Origin of the sequence: Xanthomonas melonis (assembly GCF_020783655.1) — a bacterium.
Lineage (GTDB): Bacteria > Pseudomonadota > Gammaproteobacteria > Xanthomonadales > Xanthomonadaceae > Xanthomonas > Xanthomonas melonis.
Genome location: NZ_JAJGQH010000009.1, coordinates 63749 through 87759 on the forward strand (window position 1 = coordinate 63749; position 24011 = coordinate 87759).

Annotated in this window: 13 protein-coding genes; 6 read left to right on the top strand and 7 right to left on the bottom strand. The window is 68.6% G+C overall.

The window, feature by feature from the left end:
• Positions 1-4: 4 nt before the first annotated feature.
• Positions 5-8479 (top strand): two-partner secretion domain-containing protein, encoded by an 8475-nt coding sequence (locus tag LL964_RS10495; RefSeq protein ID WP_104587775.1) that lies wholly within the window; start codon positions 5-7, stop codon positions 8477-8479.
• Between the two features lie 49 nt (positions 8480-8528).
• Positions 8529-9572, top strand: a complete 1044-nt coding sequence (gene tssA / locus LL964_RS10500) for a type VI secretion system protein TssA (protein WP_104587774.1) — start codon at positions 8529-8531, stop codon at positions 9570-9572.
• 59 nt (positions 9573-9631) lie between these two features.
• On the opposite strand, the gene LL964_RS10505 is transcribed toward tssA, so the two are convergent.
• Positions 9632-9916 carry a DUF2782 domain-containing protein gene (locus LL964_RS10505; protein WP_104587773.1) on the bottom strand — a complete coding sequence of 95 codons (285 nt, stop codon included), beginning with the start codon at positions 9914-9916 and terminating at the stop codon, positions 9632-9634.
• Positions 9917-9993: 77 nt separating this feature from the next.
• On the opposite strand from LL964_RS10505, the gene polA reads away from it, so the two are divergent.
• Positions 9994-12774, top strand: coding sequence for a DNA polymerase I (gene polA, locus LL964_RS10510; RefSeq protein WP_104587772.1), 2781 nt, complete (start codon positions 9994-9996; stop codon positions 12772-12774).
• Between the two features lie 536 nt (positions 12775-13310).
• Here the strand turns inward: polA and hemF are convergent.
• The 4 genes from hemF to LL964_RS10530 all read right to left on the bottom strand — a co-directional run bounded on the left by hemF (position 13311) and on the right by LL964_RS10530 (position 18406).
• On the bottom strand, positions 13311-14210 hold the full coding sequence (gene hemF, locus LL964_RS10515) for an oxygen-dependent coproporphyrinogen oxidase (protein WP_104587771.1): 900 nt from the start codon (positions 14208-14210) through the stop codon (positions 13311-13313).
• A gap of 190 nt (positions 14211-14400) precedes the next feature.
• Positions 14401-14961 carry a hypothetical protein gene (locus LL964_RS10520; RefSeq protein ID WP_104587770.1) on the bottom strand — a complete coding sequence of 187 codons (561 nt, stop codon included), beginning with the start codon at positions 14959-14961 and terminating at the stop codon, positions 14401-14403.
• Positions 14958-15674: a hypothetical protein gene (locus tag LL964_RS10525; protein WP_104587769.1), complete on the bottom strand. Its 717-nt coding sequence runs from the start codon at positions 15672-15674 to the stop codon at positions 14958-14960. The genes LL964_RS10520 and LL964_RS10525 overlap by 4 nt, the downstream gene beginning before the upstream one ends.
• A 365-nt stretch (positions 15675-16039) precedes the next feature.
• Complete coding sequence (locus LL964_RS10530; RefSeq protein ID WP_146092383.1) at positions 16040-18406, bottom strand: S9 family peptidase; 2367 nt, start codon at positions 18404-18406, stop codon at positions 16040-16042.
• Positions 18407-18857: 451 nt separating this feature from the next.
• Between LL964_RS10530 and LL964_RS10535 the strand changes: the two genes are divergently transcribed.
• Positions 18858-20201, top strand: coding sequence for an AMP-binding protein (locus LL964_RS10535; RefSeq protein ID WP_208621453.1), 1344 nt, complete (start codon positions 18858-18860; stop codon positions 20199-20201).
• A 152-nt stretch (positions 20202-20353) separates the two neighbouring features.
• On the opposite strand, the gene LL964_RS10540 is transcribed toward LL964_RS10535, so the two are convergent.
• Together LL964_RS10540 and LL964_RS10545 are read right to left on the bottom strand one after the other, a co-directional pair.
• Complete coding sequence (locus LL964_RS10540) at positions 20354-21361, bottom strand: chorismate transformation FkbO/Hyg5 family protein (RefSeq protein ID WP_167395358.1); 1008 nt, start codon at positions 21359-21361, stop codon at positions 20354-20356.
• Positions 21358-22692: an NAD(P)/FAD-dependent oxidoreductase gene (locus LL964_RS10545; protein WP_104587766.1), complete on the bottom strand. Its 1335-nt coding sequence runs from the start codon at positions 22690-22692 to the stop codon at positions 21358-21360. Before LL964_RS10545 ends, LL964_RS10540 begins: the two co-directional genes overlap by 4 nt.
• A 298-nt stretch (positions 22693-22990) precedes the next feature.
• Here LL964_RS10545 and xanC point away from each other — a divergent pair, with 298 nt between their 5' ends.
• A complete protein-coding gene (gene xanC, locus LL964_RS10550) occupies positions 22991-23260 on the top strand; it encodes a xanthomonadin biosynthesis acyl carrier protein XanC (protein WP_104587765.1) in 270 nt (89 codons plus the stop codon).
• 37 nt (positions 23261-23297) lie between these two features.
• Positions 23298-23981 (top strand): COG4648 family protein, encoded by a 684-nt coding sequence (locus LL964_RS10555; RefSeq protein WP_167395361.1) that lies wholly within the window; start codon positions 23298-23300, stop codon positions 23979-23981.
• Positions 23982-24011: the final 30 nt, after the last annotated feature.

Below are 24011 nucleotides of genomic sequence, written 5' to 3' on the forward strand. Positions count from 1 at the left end.
GCGCATGCACGCCACCACCCATCCTGCGACGTTGCCGCGCACGCTCCCGTTGCGTCATTGCCCGCTCGCCCTCGCGCTGGCCGCTGCCCTGATCGGCATGCCGGCCACTAGCCGGGCCCAGGCCGTGGCGGCGAACCAGTTGCCCACCGGTGGCAGCATCGCCGGCGGTACCGGCACCATCAACGCGGCCAGCGGCGCGACCCTGACCATCGACCAGACCTCCAGCCGGATGGCGTTGAACTGGTCCGCCTTCGACATCGGCTCGGCGGCCACGGTGACCTTCAACCAGCCCTCCACCAACGCCGCCGTGCTCAACCTGGTGCAGAGCGGCAATCCGACGCAGATCTTCGGCAATCTCAACGCCAACGGGCAGGTGTTCCTGCTCAACAGCAACGGCATCATCTTCGGCAGCACCGCCAACATCAATGTCGGTGGACTGGTGGCCAGTACCCTGGGCACGACCGCCGCCAACTTCATGAGCGGCAACGACGTCCTCGACGCCGGTGGCAACACGGTGGCGCTGACCTCCAACAGCGGCACCATCAATGCCGCCGCCGGTTCGGTCAACCTGATCGGCGGCAAGGTGGTCAACGACGGCACCATTACCGCCACCGCCGGCAACATCAACCTCGCCGGTGCCGACCGGGTCACCCTCACCTTCGAAACCGGCGGCTTCGGCGTCGTCGTCGACAGGGGGCTGCAGCTGGCGCTGGACAGCCTGGCGGTGGACAACCGCGGCACCTTGAGCGCACCCGGCGGCACCATCACGCTGCAGGCGCGCGCGGCGTCCGGCATCTTCAACCAGCTGATCAACAACAGCGGCGTCATTCGTGCCGCGGCGCTGTCCGGCAGCGATGGCAACGTGTCGCTGGTGGCCAATGGCGTTTCCGGCGTGGCGATCGGCGGCAATGGCAGCATCGACGTCGATAGCGGCAGCATCAACTATTCCACCAACGGCAGCGTGCAGCAGACCGGCGCGTTGACCGCCGGAACCCTGTTCAGCCAGACCAGTGGCAGCGCCAGCTTCACCGGCAGCAACCGCATCGCCACGCTGGGCGCGGTGGATGCGCTGGGCAACCTGAGCGTGTCCAACACCATCGGCCTGACCCAGTCGGGCGCGCTGACGGTGGGCGGCACCAGCACCTTCTCGCTGGCTGGCCAGACGCTGACGCTCACCGACGGCGGCAACCAGTTCACCGGTGCGGTGAACCTGAGCAGCGGCGCCACCCGGATCACCGACAGCGGCGCGCTGACCCTGGGCACCCTGACGACCGGCAACCTCACCGCCATCAGTACCGGCGCGCTGAACCTGGGCAGCGGCACCGTGACCGGCACGCTGGAGGCCACCAGCAACAACGGTGCGATCACCCAATCCACCGGCAGCGGCCTCACCGTCACCGGCACCAGCAACCTGCAGGCCGGCACCGGTGCCATCACCTTGACCACCGGCAGCAACGACTTCCAGCAAGCGGTGAGCCTGACCGGCGGCGTCACCCAGATCACCGACGGTGGCGCGCTCACATTGGGCACGCTGGCCACCGGCAACCTCACCGCGACCAGCACCGGCGCAATGAACCTGGGCAGCGGCACGGTAAACGGTGCCTTGCTCGCCACCAGCAACAACGGTGCGATCACCCAATCCACCGCCAGCGGCCTGACCGTCACCGGCACCAGCAGCCTGCAGGCCGGCACCGGTGCGATCACCCTGACCACCGGCAGCAACGACTTCCAGCAGGCCGTCGGCCTCAGCGGTGGCGCGACCCAGATCGTCGACCGCGATGCCTTGCAGATTTCCAGCCTCAACACCGGCGCGCTCAGCGCCACCACCACCGGCGCCCTGACGCTGGGCAACGGCACCGTGGGCGGCGCACTGACGGCCATCAGCAACGGGGGCGTGATCGGCCAGACCGGCACCTTGAACGTCACCGGCAACAGCACCATCAACGCCGGTAGCGGTGCCATCGCGCTGGGCAACGACAGCAACGACTTCACCGGCGGGCTCAGTCTCACCGGCACCGACATCAACGTGCACGACCGCAACAATCTGTCGATCACCGCACTGAGCAGCGGTGCCAATGGCGCGGTCGATCTGTTCTCCAACGCCACCCTGACGCTGGCCGCCTTCGCCATCGACACCGGCACCGCATCGCTGCGGCTGGCCTCCAACGGCGGCGCCTTGAGCACCGCCGGCAGCTTGCGTGGCGGCACGGTGAACCTGCGCGCGCGCGACGGCATCGGCATCGGCCACGACATCGACGCCGGTACGCTGATCCTGACCACCGGCAATGCCGCGGTCACCCAGACCGCCGGCGACATCACCGTTGCCGGCGTGACCACCGCCGTCACCGGCACCGGTGCGCTCACATTGACCGGGGCTGGCAACAATTTCAGCGGTGCGCTCAACCTCACCACCGGCAACGTGCAACTCAACGACCGCGATGGCCTCACCCTGGGCACGCTAAGCACCGGCGCGCTCTCGGCCACCAGCACCGGCGCGTTGACGCTGGGCGGCGGCCGGGTCAGCGGCAACCTGAGCGCCGCCAGCAACGGCGGGCCGATCACCCAGACCGGCGTGCTGACCGTGACCGGCAGCAGCACCCTCGATTCCGGCAGCGGTACCACCACGCTGATCAATGCCGGCAACGACTTCCAGGGCGCAATGCGCCTGGCCGGCAACGGCATCTCGGTGCGCGACGCCAACGATCTCACCGTCGCCGGGCTCACCCCCGCCAGCAACAGCGCCGTCAGCCTGTTGGCAGGCGGCACCCTCAGCCTGCCTGCGCAGGCGCTGGACACCGGCACCGGCGATCTGTCGCTGATCTCGCTCGGCGGCGCACTGCGCACGGCCGGCGCGCTCGGCGGCAACCAGGTGACCCTGCGTGCGCGCGATGCGCTGGGCCTGGGCCACAATCTGCGCTCCGGCAGCGCGCTGACCTTGACCAGCGACGCCGGGGCGATCGTGCAGACCGCCGGCGCGATCGTTGCCGCCGGTTCCGCCACCGCCACCGCGGCGGTCGGCAGCGGTGGCATCAGCCTGGACGGCGCCGGCAACGACTTCGGCGGCCTGCTGTCGCTCACCGGCGCCACCGTGCGGGTGACCGACAGCGGCGCGCTCACCCTGGGCACGCTGACCACCGGCGATCTCACCGTCACCAGTGCCGGCGCATTGCAGCTGGGCAGCGGCACGATCGACGGCGCGCTGGTCGCCATCAGCAACAATGGCGCGATCAGCCAATCCACCGGCAGCGGCCTGACCGTCGCCGGCACCAGCAATCTGCAGGCCGGCACCGGTGCGATCACGCTGACCACCGGCAGCAACGATTTCCGGCAGGCGGTCAGCCTGGCCGGCGGTACCACGCAGATCGCCGACAGTGGTGCGCTGACGCTGGGCACCCTGAGCACGGGCGATCTCACCGTCACCAATAACGGCGCGCTCGATCTGGGCAGCGGCACGGTCAACGGCGCGCTGGTCGCCACCAGCAACAACGGTGCGATCGTCCAGTCCGCAGGCAGCGGCCTGACCGTCACCGGCACCGGCACCCTGCAGGCCGGTACCGGCGCGATCACGCTGACCACCGGCAGCAACGATTTCCGCCAGGCGGTGAGCCTGACCGGCGGCAGCACGCAGATCGTCGACAGCGGCGCGCTGACGCTGGGCGCGCTCAACACCGGCAACCTCACCGTCACCAGCAACGGGACGTTGAATCTGGGCAGCGGCACGGTCGCCGGTACTCTCGTCGCCACCAGCGGCAATGCTGCGATCGGCCAGGCAGATGAACTGATCGTCACCGGTGCCGCCAACCTCGATGCCGGGAGCGGCACGATCGCGCTCAATGACGTCGACAACGATTTCCGCAGCGGCGTCAGCCTGACCGGCACCGGCATCAGCGTGCACGATCGCGACGATCTGACGGTGACCTCGCTCACCAGCGGTGCCAACGGCGCCATCGCACTGACGGCCGAGGGGGCGCTGACGCTGCCCACGCAGAATCTCTCCACCGGCACCGGTGCGCTCAGCCTGACCGCCAATGGCAGCGCATTGAGCACGCTCGGCAGCCTGGCCGGCGGCAACGTCAGCCTGCGCGCGCGCGACGGCCTCAGCCTCAATCACGACGTCACCGCCAGCGGCACCCTGGGCCTGACCGCCAGCAACGCGGCAATCACCCAGACCGCCGGAGTTCTGGACGTCGGTGGTCTGGCCAGCGTCGATGCCGGCACCGGCGCGATCTCGCTCGAGCGCGACAACGACTTCAAGGGCGGGATCGCGCTGACCGGGCGCAACATCGGCGTGGTCGACGCGAACGACCTGAGCGTCACCTCCCTGGTCAATGGCGGAACCGGCAACATCGCGCTCACCGCACGCAATACGCTGTCGGCCACCGGCTTGACCAGCGACGGTGTCATGACGCTGCGCGCCGAGAACGGCGCGCTGGCGCTGGGCGGCGATCTCGTCGGCGACGCCATTTCGCTGTTCAGCGGCAATGCGCTGACACTGGCCACCAGCATCATCAGTCTCACCGGCAGCGGCACCTTGTCGGTGTCCACCAACAACAGCGCGATCAATCAGACCGCAGGCATCCTGAGCATCGGTGGCGCCTCCACCTTCAACGCCGGCAACGGCTCGATCGCGCTGGGCCGTATCGACAACGACTTCCGCGGCGTCGTGAACCTGACCGGCAGCGGCACCCTGGTGCGCGACAGCAACGCCTTGACGCTGGGCGCCGTGTCCACCGGTGCGCTCACCGCCATCAGCGACGGCGCGCTGACGCTGGGAAGCGGCAGCGCCGACAGCCTGGTGGCGATCAGCAGCGGCCATGCGATCACCCAGACCGGCGCATTGACCGTTCGCCAGGCAAGCGCGGTGATCGCCGGCGGCGGATCGATCACGCTGGACAATGCCAACAACGATTTCCAGAGCGGCCTGACCCTGGCCGGTTCCGGCATCACGGTGCAGGACCGCAACGATCTCACCCTCACCTCCTTGACCAGCAACAACAACGGCAATGTCGCGGTGACGGCCGGTGGCAGCCTGACCCTGCCGGCGACCAGCGTGAACGCCGGCGGCGGCGATCTCAACCTGACCGCCAACGGCGGCAGGGTGAACATCGGCGGCAGCCTGAGCGGGCGTAACGTGGCGCTGTCCGCGCGCGACGGCATGACGCTGAGCCAGTCGATCAACGCCACCGGAAACCTGGCGCTGAGCAGCACCAATGCAGCGATCACCCAGAATGCCGGCGCACTGACCGCTGGCGGCGCCACCACGGTCGACGCAGGCACCGGATCGATCGCCTTGCTTGGCGCCGGCAACGACTTCAACACCGTCAGCCTGGCCGGCAACGGCATCGGGCTGACCGACAGCAACGATCTCGGCATTGCCGCGCTGACCAGTACCGGAAACGGCGATGTCGCCGTGACTGCCGGCGGCACCTTGAGCCTGCCGGCGCAGCCCATCGCGCTCGGCAACGGCAACCTGACCCTGAGCTCCAATGGCGGCACGCTGAGCACCGGTGCAGCGCTGAGCGGCAATACCGTCACCCTGTTCGCCCGCGATGGTTTGACGCTCGGCCACACCGTCTCCGCCAACACCCTCGACCTGCGCAGCAGCAATGCCGCGATCGCCCAGAGTGGCGGCGCACTCAACGTGGTGGGTGCCACCACCGTCGATGCAGGCAGCGGCAGCATCGCGCTGAACGGCGCCGGCAACCGCTTCGGCACCGGCATCGGCCTCACCGGAACCGGCATCGCCGTTGCCGACAGCGGTACTCTGACCATCACCGCCTTGAATGCCGGCGCCAATGGCTCCATTGCGTTGACCGCGGGCGGCGCATTGAATCTTTCCGCACAGACCCTCGACACCGGCAGTGCGGACCTCAGCCTGATCGCCAACGGCGGCAGCGTGAGCACCGGCGGCGACCTGCGCGGTCGCAACGTGGCCTTGTCCGCGCGTGACGGCCTGACCATCGGCCACGGCATCACCGCCACCCAGGCGCTGACGCTGAGCAGCACCAATGCGGCGATCACCCAGACGGCCGCTGCGCTCGCCGTCGGCACCACCACCACCATCGATGCCGGCAGCGGCAACGTTGCGCTCGGTCAAGCGGGCAATGCCTTCGATGGCGTCATCGACCTCACCGCAGGCGATGCACGGATTACCGGCAATGCGCTCACCTTCGGCACGCTGTCCACCAATGCACTGACTGCCAGCAGCAATGGCGCATTGACTCTCGGCCGTGGCGTGGTGCGCGGTGCATTGAACGGCAGCAGCGGCAACGCCGCGATCACCCAGAGCGGCGCGCTCTCGGTCGGCGGTGCGTCAACCTTGAACGCCGGCGGCGGCGACATCTCCCTGATCAATCCCGATAACGACTTCGTGGGTGCGATTGCGCTGCAAGGTAACGCCATCGCGCTGCGTGATCGCAACGATCTGAGCATCGCTGCCGTGCAGGGCGGCGCCGATGCAGCCGTATCGCTGGTTGCAGGTGCAGGCCTGAATCTGCCCGCCAGTCGGATCGACACCGGCAACGGCGCACTGACCCTGATCGCGAACGGCGGCAGCCTGCGCACCAACGGCGCCTTGCGCGGTGGCGATGTGCAAGTGACCGGTGCCAATGGGATCGTCCTGACCGACGCGCTCACCGCTGGCGGCACGCTGAGCTTGAACACCACCAATGCGGCGATCACCCAAACCGGCGGTGCGCTGCTGGTCGCGGGCAACACCGTGGTCAACGCCGGCAGCGGCACCATTGCGCTGGACGCGGCGGGCAACGATTTCCAGGGACTGCTGGCGCTGACCGGCGGCGCCACGCGCGTGCGCGATGCCAATGCGCTCACCCTGGATGCACTCGACACCGGCGCAATGAGTGTCGCCAGCAACGGTGCATTGAACCTGGGTCTTGGCCTGGTCAATGGCGATCTGGATGCCGCCAGCAACGGCGGTGCGGTGACGCAGACCGGTGCGCTGACCGTGACCGGCGCCACCCGCATCGACAGCGCCGGTGCGACCATCGTGCTGGCCGATGCAGGCAACGATTTCCAGTCGGCCCTCAGCCTAAGCGGTGGCGATGCGCGTGTGCGCGATCGCTCAGGGCTGACGCTGGGCAATCTGGACGTTGGCGCGTTGGACGTTGCCAGCGGCGCCGGCCTGGATCTGGGCCAGGGGCGGATTGGCGGTGCGCTGGTCGCGCGTAGCGGCGGCGCAGCGGTATCGGCCACGCCAGGCGCGATGACTGCCCAGGCGCTTGCCGTGCCTGCAGCCGATGCTGCAGGTATCAACCAGCAAGGCGCATTGACAGTGGTCGGTACCAGCACGCTCGATGCCGGCACCGCCGCCATCGTGCTCACCGATGCCGGCAACGATTTCCAGGGCAATGTGCAGGCCCGTGGCGGCCGCATCGCCATCGTCGACCGCAACGATCTCGCCGCTGCCGTGCAGGCCAGCGGTGCGGTGGACCTGCAGGCCGGCGGCCAGTTCTCCAGCAGCGGCGCGATCGCCGGCGGCACCGTCGCAGTGGCCAGCGGCGGCGCGCTGCAGCTGGGTCACGACCTCACTGCCGGCACCGTCAGCCTGCGCAGCGGCGGTGCCATCGCCCAGAGCGCCGGCAGCCTGCGTGCCGGCCAGCTCGGCGGCAGCGCCGCCGGTGCGGCCACGCTGACCGGCGCCGGCAATGCCATCGGCACCCTGGCCGATTTCAGCGCGCAGGGCCTGGACGTATTCAGCGCCGGCACGCTGCAGGTGAGCGGGCGCGTGGATGGCGGTGCCCTGCTGCGCCTGAACAGCGGCGGCACCCTGCTGCTGGATGGCCAGCTCAGCGGCGCCACCAGCTGGCTGCAGGCTGCGGCCGGCATCCGCCAGCGCGCTGGCAGCACGCTCACTGCCAGCCTGCTCGGCGGCAGCGCCAACGGGCCGGTGACGCTGGGCGATGCCGACAGCTTCCTCGGTAACCGGGTGGTACGCCTGGGCAACTTCACCGCCAACGACGGCTTCAGCCTGACCAACGCAGGCGACCTCACCCTGGTACTGGCCAACGGCAGCGTCTACAGCGTGGACGCCGGCAACAGCGCGCTCTACCTGTCGGTACGCGGCGATCTGCTGCAGGAAGGCCGCGCCACGCTGCGCGACGGCACCGGCAGCTTCTCGGCCACCGGCCGTATCGGGACCCAGCAGGATCCGATCTATCTGATCGGCACCGGCAGCCAGACCATCGGCTTCGTCGGCATGCCGCCGGCGTACTTCAATGCCACCACCGCGGCCGGCGGCCTGCTCGATCTGAGCGGCGGCTCCAGCTTCAACGTGCCGGCCTCCGCGTTCGCCGGCCGCGCGCAGAGTTCGGCCAGCCGCACCATCGCCTTTGTCGATCTGTCCGCCTCCGGCACGCCGTATCGCGCCTTCGGCCTGATCCGTCCGGGCCTGCGCCTGCCCGACGACCAGCAGCCGGCCTGCGATGCCGGCGACCCGGACGCGGTCTGCGCCCCCCAGTGATCGCCTCGCTGCCGCCGCACCGCGGCAGCTTCCAGACGGAGCCTGCGCCATGCACGACACCACCACCCTGCAGACCCTGCTCGCACCGGTCAGCGACGACGCTCCGGCCGGCCCGGACCTGGAGTACGACCCGGATTTCCTGCGCCTGGAACGCGAAGCGGCGGTGCGCGCCGAGCGCAGCCTGGGCGATGCGGTCATCGCTGCCGAAGAGCCCGACTGGGACAAGGTGCAGACGCTGGCGCTGGAGTTGAGCCGGCGCAGCCGCGACCTGCGCGTGGCCAGCCGGCTCGGCGCGGCCTGGCTGCGCCTGCGCGGGCTGCCGGGCTGGGCCGACACCCTGGCGCTGATCCATGGCCTGCTCGACCGGCACTGGGACAGCGTGCACCCGCAGCTGGATGCCGAGGACGACAACGACCCCACCTCGCGCGTCAACGCCCTGGTCGGGCTGAGCGACCCGATGGGCCTGCTCGGCGTGCTGCGCACCACTGCCTTCGTGCAGTCGCCGCGGTTGGGCCGTTTCAGCCTGCGCGACCTGCGCGTGGCCAACGGCAGCATCAAACTGCCCGACGGTCAGAGTGGCCACAGCCTGGCCGAGATCGAGGCCTGCTGCCAGGACTGCGCACCGGAGATCCTGGCCGCCGCTGCTCAGGCCATTGGCGATGCCTCGGCCCAGGCGCGCGCGATCGATGCGCTGCTGACCGAGCGCCTGGGCACGGCCGCGCCGGACCTGCGCCCGCTGCTGAGCGACCTGCGCGAACTCGAACGCTTCGTGCTGCCGCACTGGCAGGCCCGCGACGGCAGCGCCACCACCGGCCTGCCGGAAGCCGACGCCACATCGGCAGGCGAGGGCAGCGCCACCGCAGCCGGCAGCGCCCGCCCGCCCGGCGCCATCGCCGGCCCGGACGATGTGCTGCGTCGCCTGGACGAGATCTGCGCCTACTACGCGCGCTGCGAGCCTTCCAGCCCGGTGCCGATGCTGCTGCGCCGCGCACAGCGTCTGGTGGGCTGCGACTTCCTGGCCTTGATGAAGGAACTGGCCCCAGCCGGCATCGACGACCTGCAGCGCGTCACCGGCCCGCTCGATGACGGCTGAGCGCCCCGCACAGCCGACGCGTGTCACGCCTCCGGCTGTTGCCAATCCCGAATCCCGAATCACCAGCTATACAGCTGCCAATACACCTTGTTGACCTTGTCCTTCTCCGCATCGGTATGCCCGTCGTGGTCGCGGTCGTACAGGAAGTACGGCGCTCCGCGCGCCGGCGTGATGCGCACCATCTCCAGCTGACCGTTGACGCGGTATTCGTCCACCTTGTCGCCATTGCCCATGGTCTTGCTGGTGACGTCCGCATTGGCCGGCACACTGCCGCCGCCGGGATTGGTGGTGGCACAGCCGCCGAGCAGCAACAGCGGCAGCAGCAAAAGACATGCTCTCTTCATCGTGATGGTCCGTGTGAGGTCGCCTCCGAGTATGCGCCGGCCGGGTGTGGCGTGGACGTGCAGCGTAGAATCGGGCCATGAGCAGATTAGTCCTGATCGACGGGTCCAGTTACCTGTACCGCGCGTTCCACGCGCTTCCGCCGCTGACCAACGCCCAGGGCGAGCCCACCGGCGCCTTGTTTGGCGTGGTCAACATGTTGCGCGCCACCTTGAAGGAGCGCCCGGCCTACGTCGCCTTCGTGGTGGATGCGCCCGGTAAAACCTTCCGTGATGACTTGTATGCCGACTACAAGGCCAGCCGCCCGTCGATGCCCGACGACCTGCGCGCGCAGGTGCAGCCGATGTGCGACATCGTGCATGCGCTGGGTATCGACATCCTGCGCATCGATGGCGTGGAAGCCGACGATGTGATCGGCACGCTGGCGCTGCAGGGCGCGGCCGACGGCCTGGCCGTCACGATCTCCACCGGCGACAAGGACTTCGCCCAGTTGGTGCGCCCGGGCGTGGAGCTGGTCAACACCATGAGCGGCAGCCGCATGGATTCGGACGAGGCGGTGGTGGCCAAGTTCGGTGTGCGGCCGGACCAGATCGTCGATCTGCTGGCGCTGATGGGCGATGCCATCGACAACGTACCCGGCGTGGAAAAGTGCGGCCCCAAGACCGCCGCCAAGTGGCTGGCCGAGTACGACTCGCTCGATGGCGTGATCGCCAACGCCGACAGGATCAAGGGCAAGATCGGCGACAACCTGCGCGCCGCGCTGCCGCGGCTGCCGCTCAATCGCGAATTGGTCACCATCAAGACCGACGTGGCGCTGGCCAGCGGCCCGCGCGCGCTGGAGCTGCGCGAGCCCAACACCGAGGCGCTGGCGGCGCTGTATGCGCGCTACGGTTTCAGCCAGGCGCTGCGCGAACTTGGTGGCGCTGCCGCAACCGGGGCGCAGACCGATGCGATGGCGGTGGCGCGCACCGAACCCGGCCGCGCCCGCGGCACCGGCTTCGTCTCCGGCCCGGCCAGCGCGCCGGTGGACCTGGACCCGGCATTGGCCGCGCCCGGCCAGTACGAGACCATCCTCACCCAGGAACAGCTGGACAGCTGGATCGCGCGGCTGCGCGCCGCCGGCCAGTTCGCCTTCGATACCGAAACCGACAGCCTGGACGCCCTGCAGGCCAACCTGATCGGCCTCAGCGTCGCCGCCGAGCCCGGCCAGGCCGCCTACCTGCCGTTCGGCCACGACTTCCCCGGCGCCCCGGCCCAGCTCGACCGCACCCAGGCGCTGGCGCAGCTGGCGCCGCTGCTCACCGACCCGGCCGTGCGCAAGCTCGGCCAGCACGGCAAGTACGACCTGCACGTGATGCGCCGTCACGGCGTGGAACTGGCCGGCTATGCCGACGACACCTTGCTGGAGAGCTTCGTGCTCAATTCCGGCAGCGCCCGGCACGACATGGACAGCCTGGCCAAGCGCTACCTGGGCTACGACACGGTCAAGTACGAAGACATCTGCGGCAAGGGCGCCAAGCAGATCCCCTTCGCCCACGTCAGCCTGGAAGACGCCACCCGCTACGCCGCCGAAGACGCCGACATCACCCTACGTCTGCATCAGGTCCTGGGCCGGCGGCTGGCCGACGAGCCCAGCCTGGAGCGTGTGTACCGCGAGATCGAAATGCCGCTGGTGAGCGTGCTGGCGCGCGTGGAGGCCAATGGCGTGTGCGTGGACGCGGCCGAACTGCGCCGCCAGAGCGCGGACCTGTCCAAGCGCATGCTCGCCGCCCAGCAGAAGGCCACCGAGCTGGCCGGGCGCAGCTTCAACCTGGACTCGCCCAAGCAGCTGCAGGCGCTGTTGTTCGACGAACTCAAGCTGCCCGCGGTGGTCAAGACGCCCAAGGGTCAGCCGTCGACCAACGAGGAGGCGCTGGAGGCCATCGCCGACCAGCACGAGCTGCCACGGGTGATCCTGGAGTACCGCGGCCTGGCCAAGCTGCGCAGCACCTACACCGACAAGCTGCCGGAGATGATCCACCCGCAATCCGGGCGCGTGCACACCAGCTACCACCAGGCCGGCGCCGCGACCGGGCGCCTGTCCTCGTCCGACCCCAACCTGCAGAACATCCCGATCCGCACCGAGGACGGCCGCCGCATCCGCCGCGCCTTCGTCGCCCCGGCCGGGCGCAAGCTGATCGCCTGCGACTACTCGCAGATCGAACTGCGCATCATGGCGCACCTGTCTGGCGACCCCGGCCTGGTGGGCGCGTTCGAATCCGGCGCCGACGTGCACCGCGCCACCGCCGCCGAAGTGTTCGGGCGCACCATCGACACCGTCAGCGGCGACGAGCGCCGCGCCGCCAAGGCGATCAACTTCGGCCTGATGTACGGCATGAGCGCCTTCGGCCTGGCCCGCCAGCTCGGCATCGGCCGCGGAGAGGCGCAGGACTACATCGCGCTGTACTTCAGCCGCTACCCCGGCGTGCGCGACTTCATGGAGAGCACCCGCCAGCAGGCGCGCGACAAGGGCTACGTGGAAACCGTGTTCGGCCGTCGCCTGTATCTGGACTTCATCAACGCCGGCAGCCAGGGCCAGCGCGCCGGCGCCGAGCGCGCTGCGATCAACGCACCGATGCAGGGCACCGCCGCCGACATCATCAAGCGCGCCATGGTCAGCGTGGACGGCTGGATCGCCGACCATGCGCAACGCGCGAAGATGATCCTGCAGGTGCACGACGAACTGGTGTTCGAAGCGGACGTCGATTTCGTCGACACGCTGCTGGGCGAGGTCACGACACGCATGGCAGCGGCGGCCGAATTGAGGGTGCCGCTGGTGGTGGATTCCGGTATCGGCGATAACTGGGACCAAGCGCACTGACGCCGCGATTCACGCGGATATGCTGGACACACAGATTAGCTATACAAAGCGTCCATCATAATGCGACCGCACGCAGCGGCAAGGGAATGAATAACCGCTAAATTCTACATTTTTTTAACAGTAATCTTCACGATCCATCAATGTAGAAAATGGTGTTATATCCCTCGACGGGCGCAACGCCTGTCGGCAGATCTCTCCCATCCCCTGGAGCAGATCTCGGAGCGGAAACTCCTCCCCAAGTTTCCGTTCCCTGGCCCCGCCGACCTCCCCCTGGTCTGCGGGGCTTTTTTATTTGTGTTCGCAACCCGGATTGCATTGCGCCGCAGCATGGAAACGGCACGCAGCGTCGTCCCGATCAATCACAAATTTAAATAGGGGCGATTAATGCATTGAATCAACACAGCGTTTCATTTCCCCAATTCAGATTTAACCGATTGGGTGCCGAATGCGGCATTGCAGAATGAAACTGCCGAAGACGGCGCTGCTCCAATGGCAAGCGATGGCGGCTCGTCTGCGCTTGCGCCACCTCGGGCGAGTCAACCCAGCCAGTCGCGAGGCACCAGGTAATCCAGCAGGCGCGCCTCGGCGCTACCCGGGTCGGCCGCATAGCCATACTCCCAGCGTACGCGTGGCGGCAGGCTCATCAGAATGCTCTCGGCGCGCCCGCCGCTCTGCAGCCCGAACAGGGTGCCGCGGTCGTAGACCAGGTTGAACTCCACATAGCGCCCGCGGCGGTATAGCTGGAACTCGCGTTCGCGTTCGCCGAACGCGGTGTCCTTGCGGCGCTCCACGATCGGCATGTAGGCGTCCAGGAACCCATTGCCCACCGCCTGCTGATAGGCGAAGTCGCGCTCGAAGTCCTGGCCCAGGTCGTCGAAGAACAGCCCGCCCACGCCCCGCGTCTCGTTGCGGTGGCGCAGGAAGAAATACTCGTCGCACCAGCGCTTGTGCGCGGCATAACGCTCCTCGCCGAATGGCGCGCAGAGTGCCTGCGCGGTGCGATGCCAGTGCTGCACGTCTGCGTCCACGGGATAGAACGGCGTGAGATCGAAGCCGCCGCCGAACCAGGCCGCGACCACTGCGCCGTCGCGTTCGGCACGGAAGTAACGCACGTTCATGTGCGTGGTCGGTACGTGCGGATTGTGCGGATGGAACACCAGCGACACACCGCAGGCGCGCCAGGTCGCGCCGGCCAGTTCGGGCCGGTGCGCACTGGCCGATGGCGGCAGACGGGTGCCGGACACGTCCGAAAACCCGATACCGGCCTGCTCGAACACCGCGCCATCGCGCAGGATGCGGGTGCGCCCGCCACCGCCTTCCTCGCGTTGCCATAAGTCCTCGGAGAAGCGCGCTCGGCCATCGGCGGCTTCCACCGCGGCGCAGATGCGGTCCTGCAGGTCGGTCAGATAATCGCGTACACGGTCGAATTCGTTCATGACCCAATTCTAAGCGGTGCATCGCAGCCGATGCGCCGACCCGCGCGCGCCCGTTTGTCGCAGGGCGATGCGCCACAGTTGCCAGGTGTCGGGCGCGTAGGGCAAACGCAGGCCGGGACGTCGGCGGCGTATCACCCGCCAGGGCTGGATGGAACGACCGCAGGGCGCTGTGCGCCGACCGCAGGTTCGGTCAACCGAACTCCGCGCGCACCGCAGGCGTACACAGCCGCCAGGCCAGCGCCGCGTGCACGCCGCCGATCGCCAACGCACCAAGGCCCGCCAGCACCAGTGCGATCTGCCGGGTGGCCTGCAGGCGCGCCTGCAGTTGCGGCCACTCCTGGCTGTGCAGCAGTTCGGCCGGCAGCATCGCCTGCACGCCGTCGAACAGCGGTCCGATCAGCGCCAGCCCGGCGAAATTCAGCACGCCGGTGGCGACCAGCACCACCACGAAGCCGATACGTGCCCATTCGCGCCGGTGCAGCAATGCCCAGCTCAACCAGGCGAACAATGCCGACAGCACCGCGCCGAGGACCGACAGCGACATCGCGTGGTCGATCAGCCACTGCCAGGACGACGGCAGGACGATGCCCGCGGGCAAGGCCAGCCTGGCCGCGTCGGGCATCGCCACGAGCATCAGCACCTGGAGCAGGTTGCCCAGCGTGCTGACCACGCCCAGCAGCAGCGACACCCATGCCAGTGGCGTCACCAGGCCGCCGGGGGAGGGGGCATGCGTGGAAGGCGCCGTGCTCATCGCAGCGACGCGATGTGTACCGCCACCGCCGCTTGGCCGGGCGGATCCAGCGACGGCTGCAATTGGGCGTACCAGGCCGCGACGGCGCCGGCCGGCAGACACTGCTGCAACAGCGGAGCGCTGCGTTCGAGAAAGGTCTCCAGGAACGGCAGGCCACGGACATAGAGGAAATGGCTGTCGGTGATCGACATGCCGGCGTAGGCCTCGCGCAGCCATTCCAGATGCGGAAGGGCATGCGCGCCATGGCCGGCGCGGGTTAGCGCGGTGAGAAAGCTGGTGCGTGCGGTGGCCGGCGAGGTGGAACGCTCCTGCGCATTGAGATCGTCGAAGGTCAGCAGCCACTGCTCGCCGCGCGCGATCTCGTCGCACATCACCGACGTGGTGGCCAGCTGCAGCGCGTTGTGCGCGCTCGGCTCCAGTTCGTACAGCGCCAGCCAGTGCGGGTGGGCCTCGGCGTAACGATCCAGTGCGCTCAGGGACAGGGCACACAGGCGCTGCGCATCGGCGCCGCGCTGCAGATGCGGCTGCGCGGCTGCGTAGGCGGCCAGATGCTCGCCACGTTGAAAGGCCGTCAGCGCCGGCTGCAATACGGGATCGATGGGGGGCGCCGATGCTGCGTCGTCGGCCTCTGGCGCAGACGCAAGCGTGGGTTCTGCCCGCTGCGTCGTCGCTGCGGCGGTCTTGCGTCCAAACAAACGGTCCCACAGGCCCATCGCCTCTCCCTCGTGTGCGCCGGGTGGATGGAAGCTGCCGCAAGCCCGACGACGCAACGAGCAGGCGGAGCATCGGTGCAGCCGGGCGTCGCGCCCGTCACTGTACCGCGCTGCGTGCAAGCTTAGAGCGACCTGCGTCCATGCAGGTGAGCGCCGTACAACCGGCGCCTGCCGTCGGGTCGTCGTCGGCCCGGATCCAGGCCCGCCGTCCGGACGGCAGCGTGCACGCAGCGCAGCCGTGGCGGCTGCCGAAGACCTGCCGGCCGCCGCGCGGAACGCCGGCGATACGCCGCAGCGGCTCCGGCGCGCTGGCACCGCACCCGCGCAGTGGCTGCACGCGTGCGGCCACGCGTGCAGTACCTGGCTCAGCGCTGTGGCTTCACCTGTTCGTTGAACAGCTTGAGGATGCGCTTGTACTCGTCCAGCCAGGCATCGGCGCGGGTGAAGCCATGGCGTTCCAGCGGATACGGCGCCACCTGCCAGTTGTCCTTGTGCAGCTCGATCAGCTTCTGGGTCATGTCCACCGAATCCTTGAAGAACACGTTGTCGTCGATCATGCCGTGCGCGATCAGCAGGTGGTCGCGCAGGCCATCGGCGTAGTTGATCGGCGACGAGGTCTTGTAGGCCTGCGGATCCAGCTCGGGGGTGTTGAGGATGTTGGAGGTGTACTCGTGGTTGTACTGCATCCAGTCGCCCACCGGGCGCAGCGCGGCGCCCGCCTTGAACGTGCCGGGGCTGCGGAACAGGGCCATGTAAGTCATGAAACCACCGTAGGAACCGCCGTAGATGCCGGCACGCGTGCGATCGCCCTGCTTGGTGCTCACCAGCCAGTCCAGGCCGTCCAGATAGTCTTCCAGCTCCGGGTGGCCCATGTTGCGATAGATCGCAGTGCGCCAGTTACGGCCATAGCCCTCGGAGGCGCGGTAATCCAGATCCAGCACGATGTAGCCTTGCTGCACCAGCAGGTTGTGGAACATCTGCTCGCGGAAGTAGGGCGTGTAGCGCTGCGACACGTTCTGCAGATAGCCGGCACCGTGCACGAACATCACGATCGGATACTGCTTGCCCGGCTCGGGCGTCTGTGGCCCGTAGTACTTGCCCCAGACGGTGCCGGCGCCGTGTTTGGACGGCACCTGCACGTACTGCGGTGCGATCCACGGCTGCGCCTTGAAGGCCGGCGTGCGCGTATCGGTGAGCACGCTGGCCTGGCCGCCTGCGGCCGGCACCACCGCCAACTGCGGTGGCAGGTAGGCGCCGGAATAACGCACCAGCAGTCGCTGTCCGTCCGGCGACAGGCTGAAGCCTTCCACGCCGTTCAGCGCGGTCACCTCGGTGAGCGCATCGGTGCGTAGATCGAGCTTGCACACCTCGTAGTCGCCCGGCCACTGCTGGTTGCACAGGAAGTACATGCCGCTGCCATCGGCGCTGGGCACCGGCATCGACACTTCCCACTTGCCGCGTGTGCGCTGGCGCGGCTTGCCGTTGCCTTCGATGGTGTACAGCTGGGAATAGCCGGATTCTTCGGACAGCAGCCATAGCGTACGGTTGTCGGGCAACCAGCCGAAATCGTTGAAGTCCCAGTTGATCCAGGCACCATCGCTCAGGCGGTGCCGCGGCTGCAGCTTGGCTGCATCCAGATCCACGCTGGCGATCCAGCGATCCTTGTTGTCCACCGCGCGGATTTCCACCGCCGCGTTGCGGCCGTCGTCGCTCCAGTGCACTGCCGGCCCGCTGCCATCGCCGTCGCTTTCCACGCGCACCGCGCGGTTGCCCTTGAGCGCATCGCGCTTGGCCGCCTTGCGCAGGCTCGCCAGCGGATCGGTGGCGATGCCCGGCAGTTCGTCGAACGCCAGTTGTCGTGCGCTGCCGGCGGCGACATCCACCAGCCACAGCGTGTGCGCAACCGGCGCATTGCGACCCACGCGGGTACGTACCTCCTGGAATTCTTCGTAACCGGATTCGGTGATGTACTTGGGCATCTTGCCGGCCTGGCCTTCCTCGGCGTTCTTGGCCTGGGTGACCACCAGCAGGTGACGGCCGTCCGGCGACAGGGCGCTGTCGACGATCTCCACGTCCTCGCCCAGGTATACCGGCGCGGCGGCGCGAGTGGCATCGGCACGGCGCCAGGCGTCTTCCTGCGTGCGCAGCGCATCGCGCTGTTCGCGATCGCGGCGTAGCGTGGCCAGCGTGGCCAGTTGCTGCTCGCGCAGCACATCGGCCTTGGGTGCAGCGTTGGGGTCGCGCTCGGCCTTGACCACGGCAACCTGCGCGGTGCCGCCATCTGCACGCCAGTGATACCAGTTGTTGCCGGCGCGCCAGATCGCACCACCATCGCTGGCGAACTGCGGGCGCGATTCGACCTCGTTGCTGCGGGTGAGCTGGGTCAGCGCACCGGAACGCAGATCGCGCAGGAAGATATCGCCATTGCGTGCGAACAGCATGCGCTGGCGGGTGGCGTCGTAACTGGGGTTGATCGCATCCAGACCGGCGCGTGCGCTATCGGCCACACGTTCGGCCGCTCCACCGTCGATGCCCTGACGATAGGTGTCGCGGACCGGACTGCCGTTGCGCTTGAGCAGGTACTGCACCTGTTTGCCGTCCCATTGCCACCACGCCTGCTCGACCGATGGTCCGATCCAGTCCGGATCGGCCATCACCTGTTCGATGGTGAGCGGTGCGGCGGACTGCGCATGTGCGGTGGCAGTCAGCAGCAGAAGGGTCAACGGCAGCAATCTGGGCATCGGTAACGACTGGATACAATGAGAGCGGGCAAGCCTAGCAGCTCGTCTGCGCGAGGGGCTTGGGCCACAGGTCATGCGGCGTTGTTCCGAGCATGAACACGATGGAGGAAGGCGAGCGCGACCGTGAGGCATCGCACGTGGAGCACGTCGGCGCAGCATGGTGTGCGCTGTGCAGCGATGCGATGTGCGCAAGGATTCACGCAGGCGCGCTGCCGCAGTCGCATGGCAGGACGCTCCGTTGCTGCAGTTCGCGCCGTTCCGTGGCGTGGACGGTATCGGTGTTCCACTGCGTCGCGTGCATGCGTCGGCAGCGTGGCGCGCGGCCTGTCGGTGCGTGCGCGATGAGGGGCGCCTCCACCGCGTGCTGCTGCCGGAAACCTCCCGACTTGCCAGCGGCCCGGGGGGCGGCCAAGCTAGCGCGCTTTTGCGATCGTCGGTGTCCATGTCCAGCCTGCCCGCTCCCTCGGTTTTTCATCCCATGGCCGTGGGTGCGCCCGGCAGGGCGTTGGCATGGCGTGCCGGGCAGTCGGTGGACCTGGCCACGTTCATCGCGCATGTGCATGGCGTGGCGCAGCAGCTGCCGGATGGGCGTTATGCCGTGAATCTGTGCGAAGACCGCTACCGCTTCATGGTGGCGTTCTACGCCTGCGCGCTGCGCGGGCAGGTGTCGCTGCTGCCGTCCTCGCGCGCGCCGGCCGTGGTCGGCGAAGTGCAGGCGCGTCATGCCCAGACCTATTGCCTGGGCGATCTTCCGCTGGAGCTGGCGCCGCCGCAGTACTGGCAGCTGCCGGCCGAACTCCCGCAGGCCGACGGTCCGATCCCGCAGTTGGCCGACGACGCCTTGGTCGCGATCGGTTTCACTTCCGGCAGCACCGGCAGTCCGCAACCCAATCCCAAGACCTGGGGCAGCTTCCTGACCAGTACGCGGCAGGATCTGGTCGCGCTGCAAAGCCTGTGGGCGCACACCGATGCGGTGCCGCATGTGGTGGCCACGGTACCGCCGCAGCATATGTATGGCATGGAGTTGTCGGTGCTGTTGCCGATGGTGACGGAACTGGCAGTGCATGCCGGGCGCCCGTTCTTCCCGGACGATGTCGCGCGCGCACTGTCGGAGATTCCGGAGCCGCGTGTGCTGGTGACCACGCCGGTGCATCTGCGCGCGCTGGTCGAATCCGGCGTGGTGCTGCCGCCGCTGGTGGGCATCGTCTCGGCGACCGCGCCGTTGGCGCAGGAGATCGCCGCGGCGGCCGAAGCGCGCTTCGGCGGCGAGGTGCGCGAGATGTTCGGCTCCACCGAAACCTGCGTGTTCGCAGTGCGCCGCACTGCACTGGAAGCGGCGTGGACCCCGCTGCCGGGCGTGCGGCTGCAAATGCAGGAGGCCGGCACCCTGGTGCATGCACCGCATCTGGCCAAGCCGGTGTTGCTGGCCGATATGATGGATGTCGGCAGCGACGGGCGCTTCCAGGTGCGCGGGCGGCAGGCCGACCTGCTGGAAATCGCGGGCAAGCGCGCGTCACTGGCCGATCTCACCCGCCGCCTGCTGGCCGTTCCGGGCGTGATCGACGGCATCGTCGTGCAGCTGATGCCCGAATCCGGACAGGCGGTCGGACGCATCGCTGCGTTGGTGGTGGCTCCGGCGCTGGACGAAGCGCAGATCCTTGCCGCCCTGCGCGTCAGCATCGACCCGGTGTTCCTGCCGCGCCGCCTGCGCAGGCTCGCCGCACTCCCGCGTAACGAAACCGGCAAGCTGCCACGCGATGTGGTGCTGGAATTGCTCAACGGCTGAGGCCGACGTGCGGACCGCAGCCGTGGCGCGGCTCGCAGTGCGGTCGGTGCGTTGCGCTGACGCGGGGCGAGTCAACGCCAGCTGCGATCCCGCGCCGGGCAGGTAGTCCACAGATCGGCTTTACGCGCCTCGCCGTGCGAGGCGAGGCGGTGTCAGCCATGCACTCCATCGATCTCCACCGCCAGTTCATCGCGGCAGATCACTGCGTGCAGCAGCAGGCGCGGCACGGCGTGGCCGAAGCGCGCGTCCAGCGCTTGCGCGACCCGTTCCAGGTCGTCGCGCTCGCGCACGTACACCTTCAGGCGGGTGCCGGCGCCGAACCGTGCGGGCAGGGCAGGCACGTGCTGACGCGCGGCGCCGAGCAGGGCGTCGAAGTTGGCGAAGGTTTCTTCCAGCTGCGCCAGCAGCTGTCCGGTGTGCATCGATGCGTGCCCCACGACGGCGGCCGTGCCCGATAGCAGCAGCGGCATGTCGCTGCCGGCCGGCGGCAGCATCGCGCGGGCGAAGCTCGGCGGCTGCGGGCCGTATTGGCGCGGGTAGTTGTAGGCGCTGACCTGGCGCGGATTCTCCAGCGGGGTGCCGGCATCGGCGGCGGCAAGCCAGTAGATCTGGATGACGCGCTCGGCGTCGCAACGGCCCACCGCGGTGGCGGCCGGTAGTTGCGCGGTGTCGAAGGCGCCCAGCCCGCGCGCGCGGCCTACGCAGAACTGGCGGTAGCGCTCACGGTCGCCGCTGCCCAGGGTGATGGCATCCAGATAGTTCCAGATACGCAGCAGGCGCGGGGTCTGGCTGGCGCCGACGAAGGCGGTGATCTGGGCGTAGGCCCTGGCGGCGGCTTCTTCGATCTCCACGTCCTGTTCGTCGATCTCGATCACGCCGAACTGCAGGCGACCGTCGCTGGACCAGGCGATGTCGCCATCGCGTCCGCTGCGCACCGCAGCATCGGTGCGCCACACCTCCAGCACGCGCGCCTGGTGGGGCTGCAACGGCACGCGCAGGTAGCGCGGGTCGTCCAGCCGTGGCGCAGCGTCGCCGAAGCCGAACACCGCCAGTACCTGCGGATCGGCCAGCAGCGTGGCCGGGTCGGTCTGGTCGACATAATCGACCTGCAGGCGTGGGTGGCGCAGTGGCTGGGTGGTGTGGGCCGGGAAAGCGGTCATTGACTGTCTCGTTGCAAGGTGTCGCCGTCGAAACCGAGCCTGGCCTGGCGCCGACGCTGGCGCCACGACTGCCAGGCACGCGGCATCATCGACAAGGTGGTGAGCGCATAGATGGCGCGGAATGCGCGCAGGCGCAGGCGGACGGCGGGGCTGTCGAAGACATCGCCGGCCAGCATCGCCACCACGGCCTGCTCCAGCTGCAGCACGTTCTGCGGCTGCGCGAACAGGCTGCGCATGGTCGGCGAGGTGAAGCGGTAGATGAACCACTTGAATTCATCCACGCCGCGTTTGAGTTCGCGTTGCAACGCGCGCTGCAGCCTGGCTTCGTGCTGTGGCGCGCGCAGCACGGCATCGACCATCGCCGCACCGCGCTCGGCGCTGTGCATGGCCAGGAACACGCCGGAGGAAAACATCGGGTCGACGAAGGTGTAGGCATCGCCCAGCATCAGCCAGCGCGGGCCCGCCATGCGCGTGCATTCGTAAGCGTAATTGCCAGTGGCGTGCACCGGCGCCACGCGCTCGGCTCCGACCATGCGCGCACTCACTTCGGCATTGAGCGCCAGCGTGCGCATCAAAAATCCCTCGCTGTCGCCCTTGCGCGTTTTCATGTACTCCGGATAGCAGACCGCGCCCACGCTCATGATGTCGTCGGGCAGCGGGATCAGCCACATCCAGCCGTGCGCGTGCCGGTAGATGCTGATGTTGCCGGCATCCTCGCCCGGGCGCCGGGTCACACCGCGGAAGTGGCTGAACAACGCGGCCGATTGATGCTTCGCATTGGCGCGTTTGAGCTTGAGCCGGTTGCCCAGGAAGGTGTCGCGGCCGCTGGCGTCGAGCAGGTAGCGCGGGCGGAACTGCTGCACCTGGCCGTCGGCAGTGCGTGCCTGCAGTAACGGCTGTTCGCCATCCAGGTTCACCTGCTCCACCGCGATCTGCTCGCGCGCATCCACGCCCACCGCACGTGCGCGCTTGAACAGCACCTCGTCGAACTGCGCGCGCGGAACCTGGAAGGCGAAATCGGCCTTGGCATCGAGCGCATGTGAAAAGCGAAAGGTGTTGTAGCCGCCGCGATCGTTGGGAAAGTCGGCGCCGCGCTTGAGCACGCCGATGCTGCGCACATGCTCGAGTACGCCCAGGCGTTCGAGGATGGGCATGTTCATCGGCAGCAGCGATTCGCCGATGTGAAAGCGCGGATGCTGGGCCTTTTCGAGCAGGGTCACCGCCCAACCGAGCTCGGCCAGCACGATCGCCGCAGCGCAGCCGGCCGGCCCGCCGCCGACGATCAACACGTCCGGACACTGCGGTCCGGGAGCCGGCCCGGCTGCCGGCATGGCGGTCGGGGTGGGGCGAACAGCTGCGGAAGTCATCCTGGAACGAACCTGCGGCGGGCGAGCGTCATGCAGTCATGATAGCCTGACCGGCGGCCCGGACAGCTGTGCGGGCCGTAGATCCCTTTCATGACCACCGACGCAAGCGCAGGCAATCGCCGGATGCGACGTGGGCCGGACGCGCGGACCCGCCAGGTACGGCAACGCTGCCGACCGGACGCCCCCGCCCGCCACCGCCATCGGCCGCGCACTGCCGGCGCGCTGGTCCTGTCCTGCACCCCTTTACCCTGGAAACCTCTGGATGTCTTCGCAAACCGCTGCCGAACGTGAACTGGCCGAACTCCTGGTCGAAAGCCTGAACCTGGAAGACGTCCAGCCCGCCGACATCGATCCGGAGGCGCCGTTGTTCAACACCGGGCTGGGGCTGGATTCGATCGACGCGCTGGAACTGGCGCTGGCGATCAGCAAGCGCTACGGCTTCCAGCTGCGCTCGGACAACGACGAGAACCGTCGCATCTTCGCGTCGCTGCGCGAGCTGTCGGCGCATGTGCAAGCCAACAAGACCGTCTGAGGCCGCCGCCGCGGCCCCCGGCGAGTCGCCGCCCTGGGTGCTGGGCGTCGGCGTGCTGCTGGCGGTGGCGTATTCGCCGCTGGCGCACTGGGCCAATGCCAGCCATCGCCCCGAACTGGCCGTCGTGGCGGGTGGCCTGCTGGTGCTGATGGTGCTGATCGAACCGATGGTCGCGCGCCGGCCGTGGGCCTGGATCCTGGCGGTGGCCACCCTGGCCGGCCTGGGCGCGTTGTGGCAGTCGCCGCACGCGATGCTGCTGCTGGCCGCACCGCCGGTGGTGTTCACCGGCTGGATCGCCTGGTTCTTCGGGCGTAGCCTGCGGCGCGGGCGTACGCCCTTGATCACGCGCATCGTCGAAGGGCTGTACCGCCAGGCGGACATGCCGATCACGCCTGCACAATACCGCTATACGCGCCGGCTCACCCTGGCCTGGGCCCTGCTGCTGTGTGGCTTGACCCTGGTCAACCTGGCGCTGGGCCTGTGCGCAGAACCCAGCGGCGTGCTGGCGCAACTGGGCCATGCCTCGCCGCTGCCGATCAGCGATGCGCGCGCCTCGTTGTTCGCCAATCTGCTGGCCTATGGGGTGGTGGGCGGCTTCTTCGTCGGGGAGTATCTCTTGCGCGGCCGCTGGTTTCCGCAGCGGCCCTATCGTAATCTGCCCGACTTCATGCGGCAGATGGCGCGGCTCGGGCCGGACTTCTGGCGCGATTTGCTACGCTGACGGCGTGGCCTGAGGGCACCGACGTTCGTG

Coding starts and splice junctions, on each gene's coding strand:
- LL964_RS10525 (WP_104587769.1), bottom strand. CDS start 15,674: ATGGGCCTGTGGGACCGTTTGTTTGGACGCAAGACCGCCGCAGCGACG.
- LL964_RS10495 (WP_104587775.1), top strand. CDS start 5: ATGCACGCCACCACCCATCCTGCGACGTTGCCGCGCACGCTCCCGTTG.
- LL964_RS10540 (WP_167395358.1), bottom strand. CDS start 21,361: ATGACCGCTTTCCCGGCCCACACCACCCAGCCACTGCGCCACCCACGC.
- polA (WP_104587772.1), top strand. CDS start 9,994: ATGAGCAGATTAGTCCTGATCGACGGGTCCAGTTACCTGTACCGCGCG.
- LL964_RS10535 (WP_208621453.1), top strand. CDS start 18,858: ATGTCCAGCCTGCCCGCTCCCTCGGTTTTTCATCCCATGGCCGTGGGT.
- LL964_RS10520 (WP_104587770.1), bottom strand. CDS start 14,961: ATGAGCACGGCGCCTTCCACGCATGCCCCCTCCCCCGGCGGCCTGGTG.
- hemF (WP_104587771.1), bottom strand. CDS start 14,210: ATGAACGAATTCGACCGTGTACGCGATTATCTGACCGACCTGCAGGAC.
- xanC (WP_104587765.1), top strand. CDS start 22,991: ATGTCTTCGCAAACCGCTGCCGAACGTGAACTGGCCGAACTCCTGGTC.
- LL964_RS10545 (WP_104587766.1), bottom strand. CDS start 22,692: ATGCCGGCAGCCGGGCCGGCTCCCGGACCGCAGTGTCCGGACGTGTTG.
- tssA (WP_104587774.1), top strand. CDS start 8,529: ATGCACGACACCACCACCCTGCAGACCCTGCTCGCACCGGTCAGCGAC.
- LL964_RS10505 (WP_104587773.1), bottom strand. CDS start 9,916: ATGAAGAGAGCATGTCTTTTGCTGCTGCCGCTGTTGCTGCTCGGCGGC.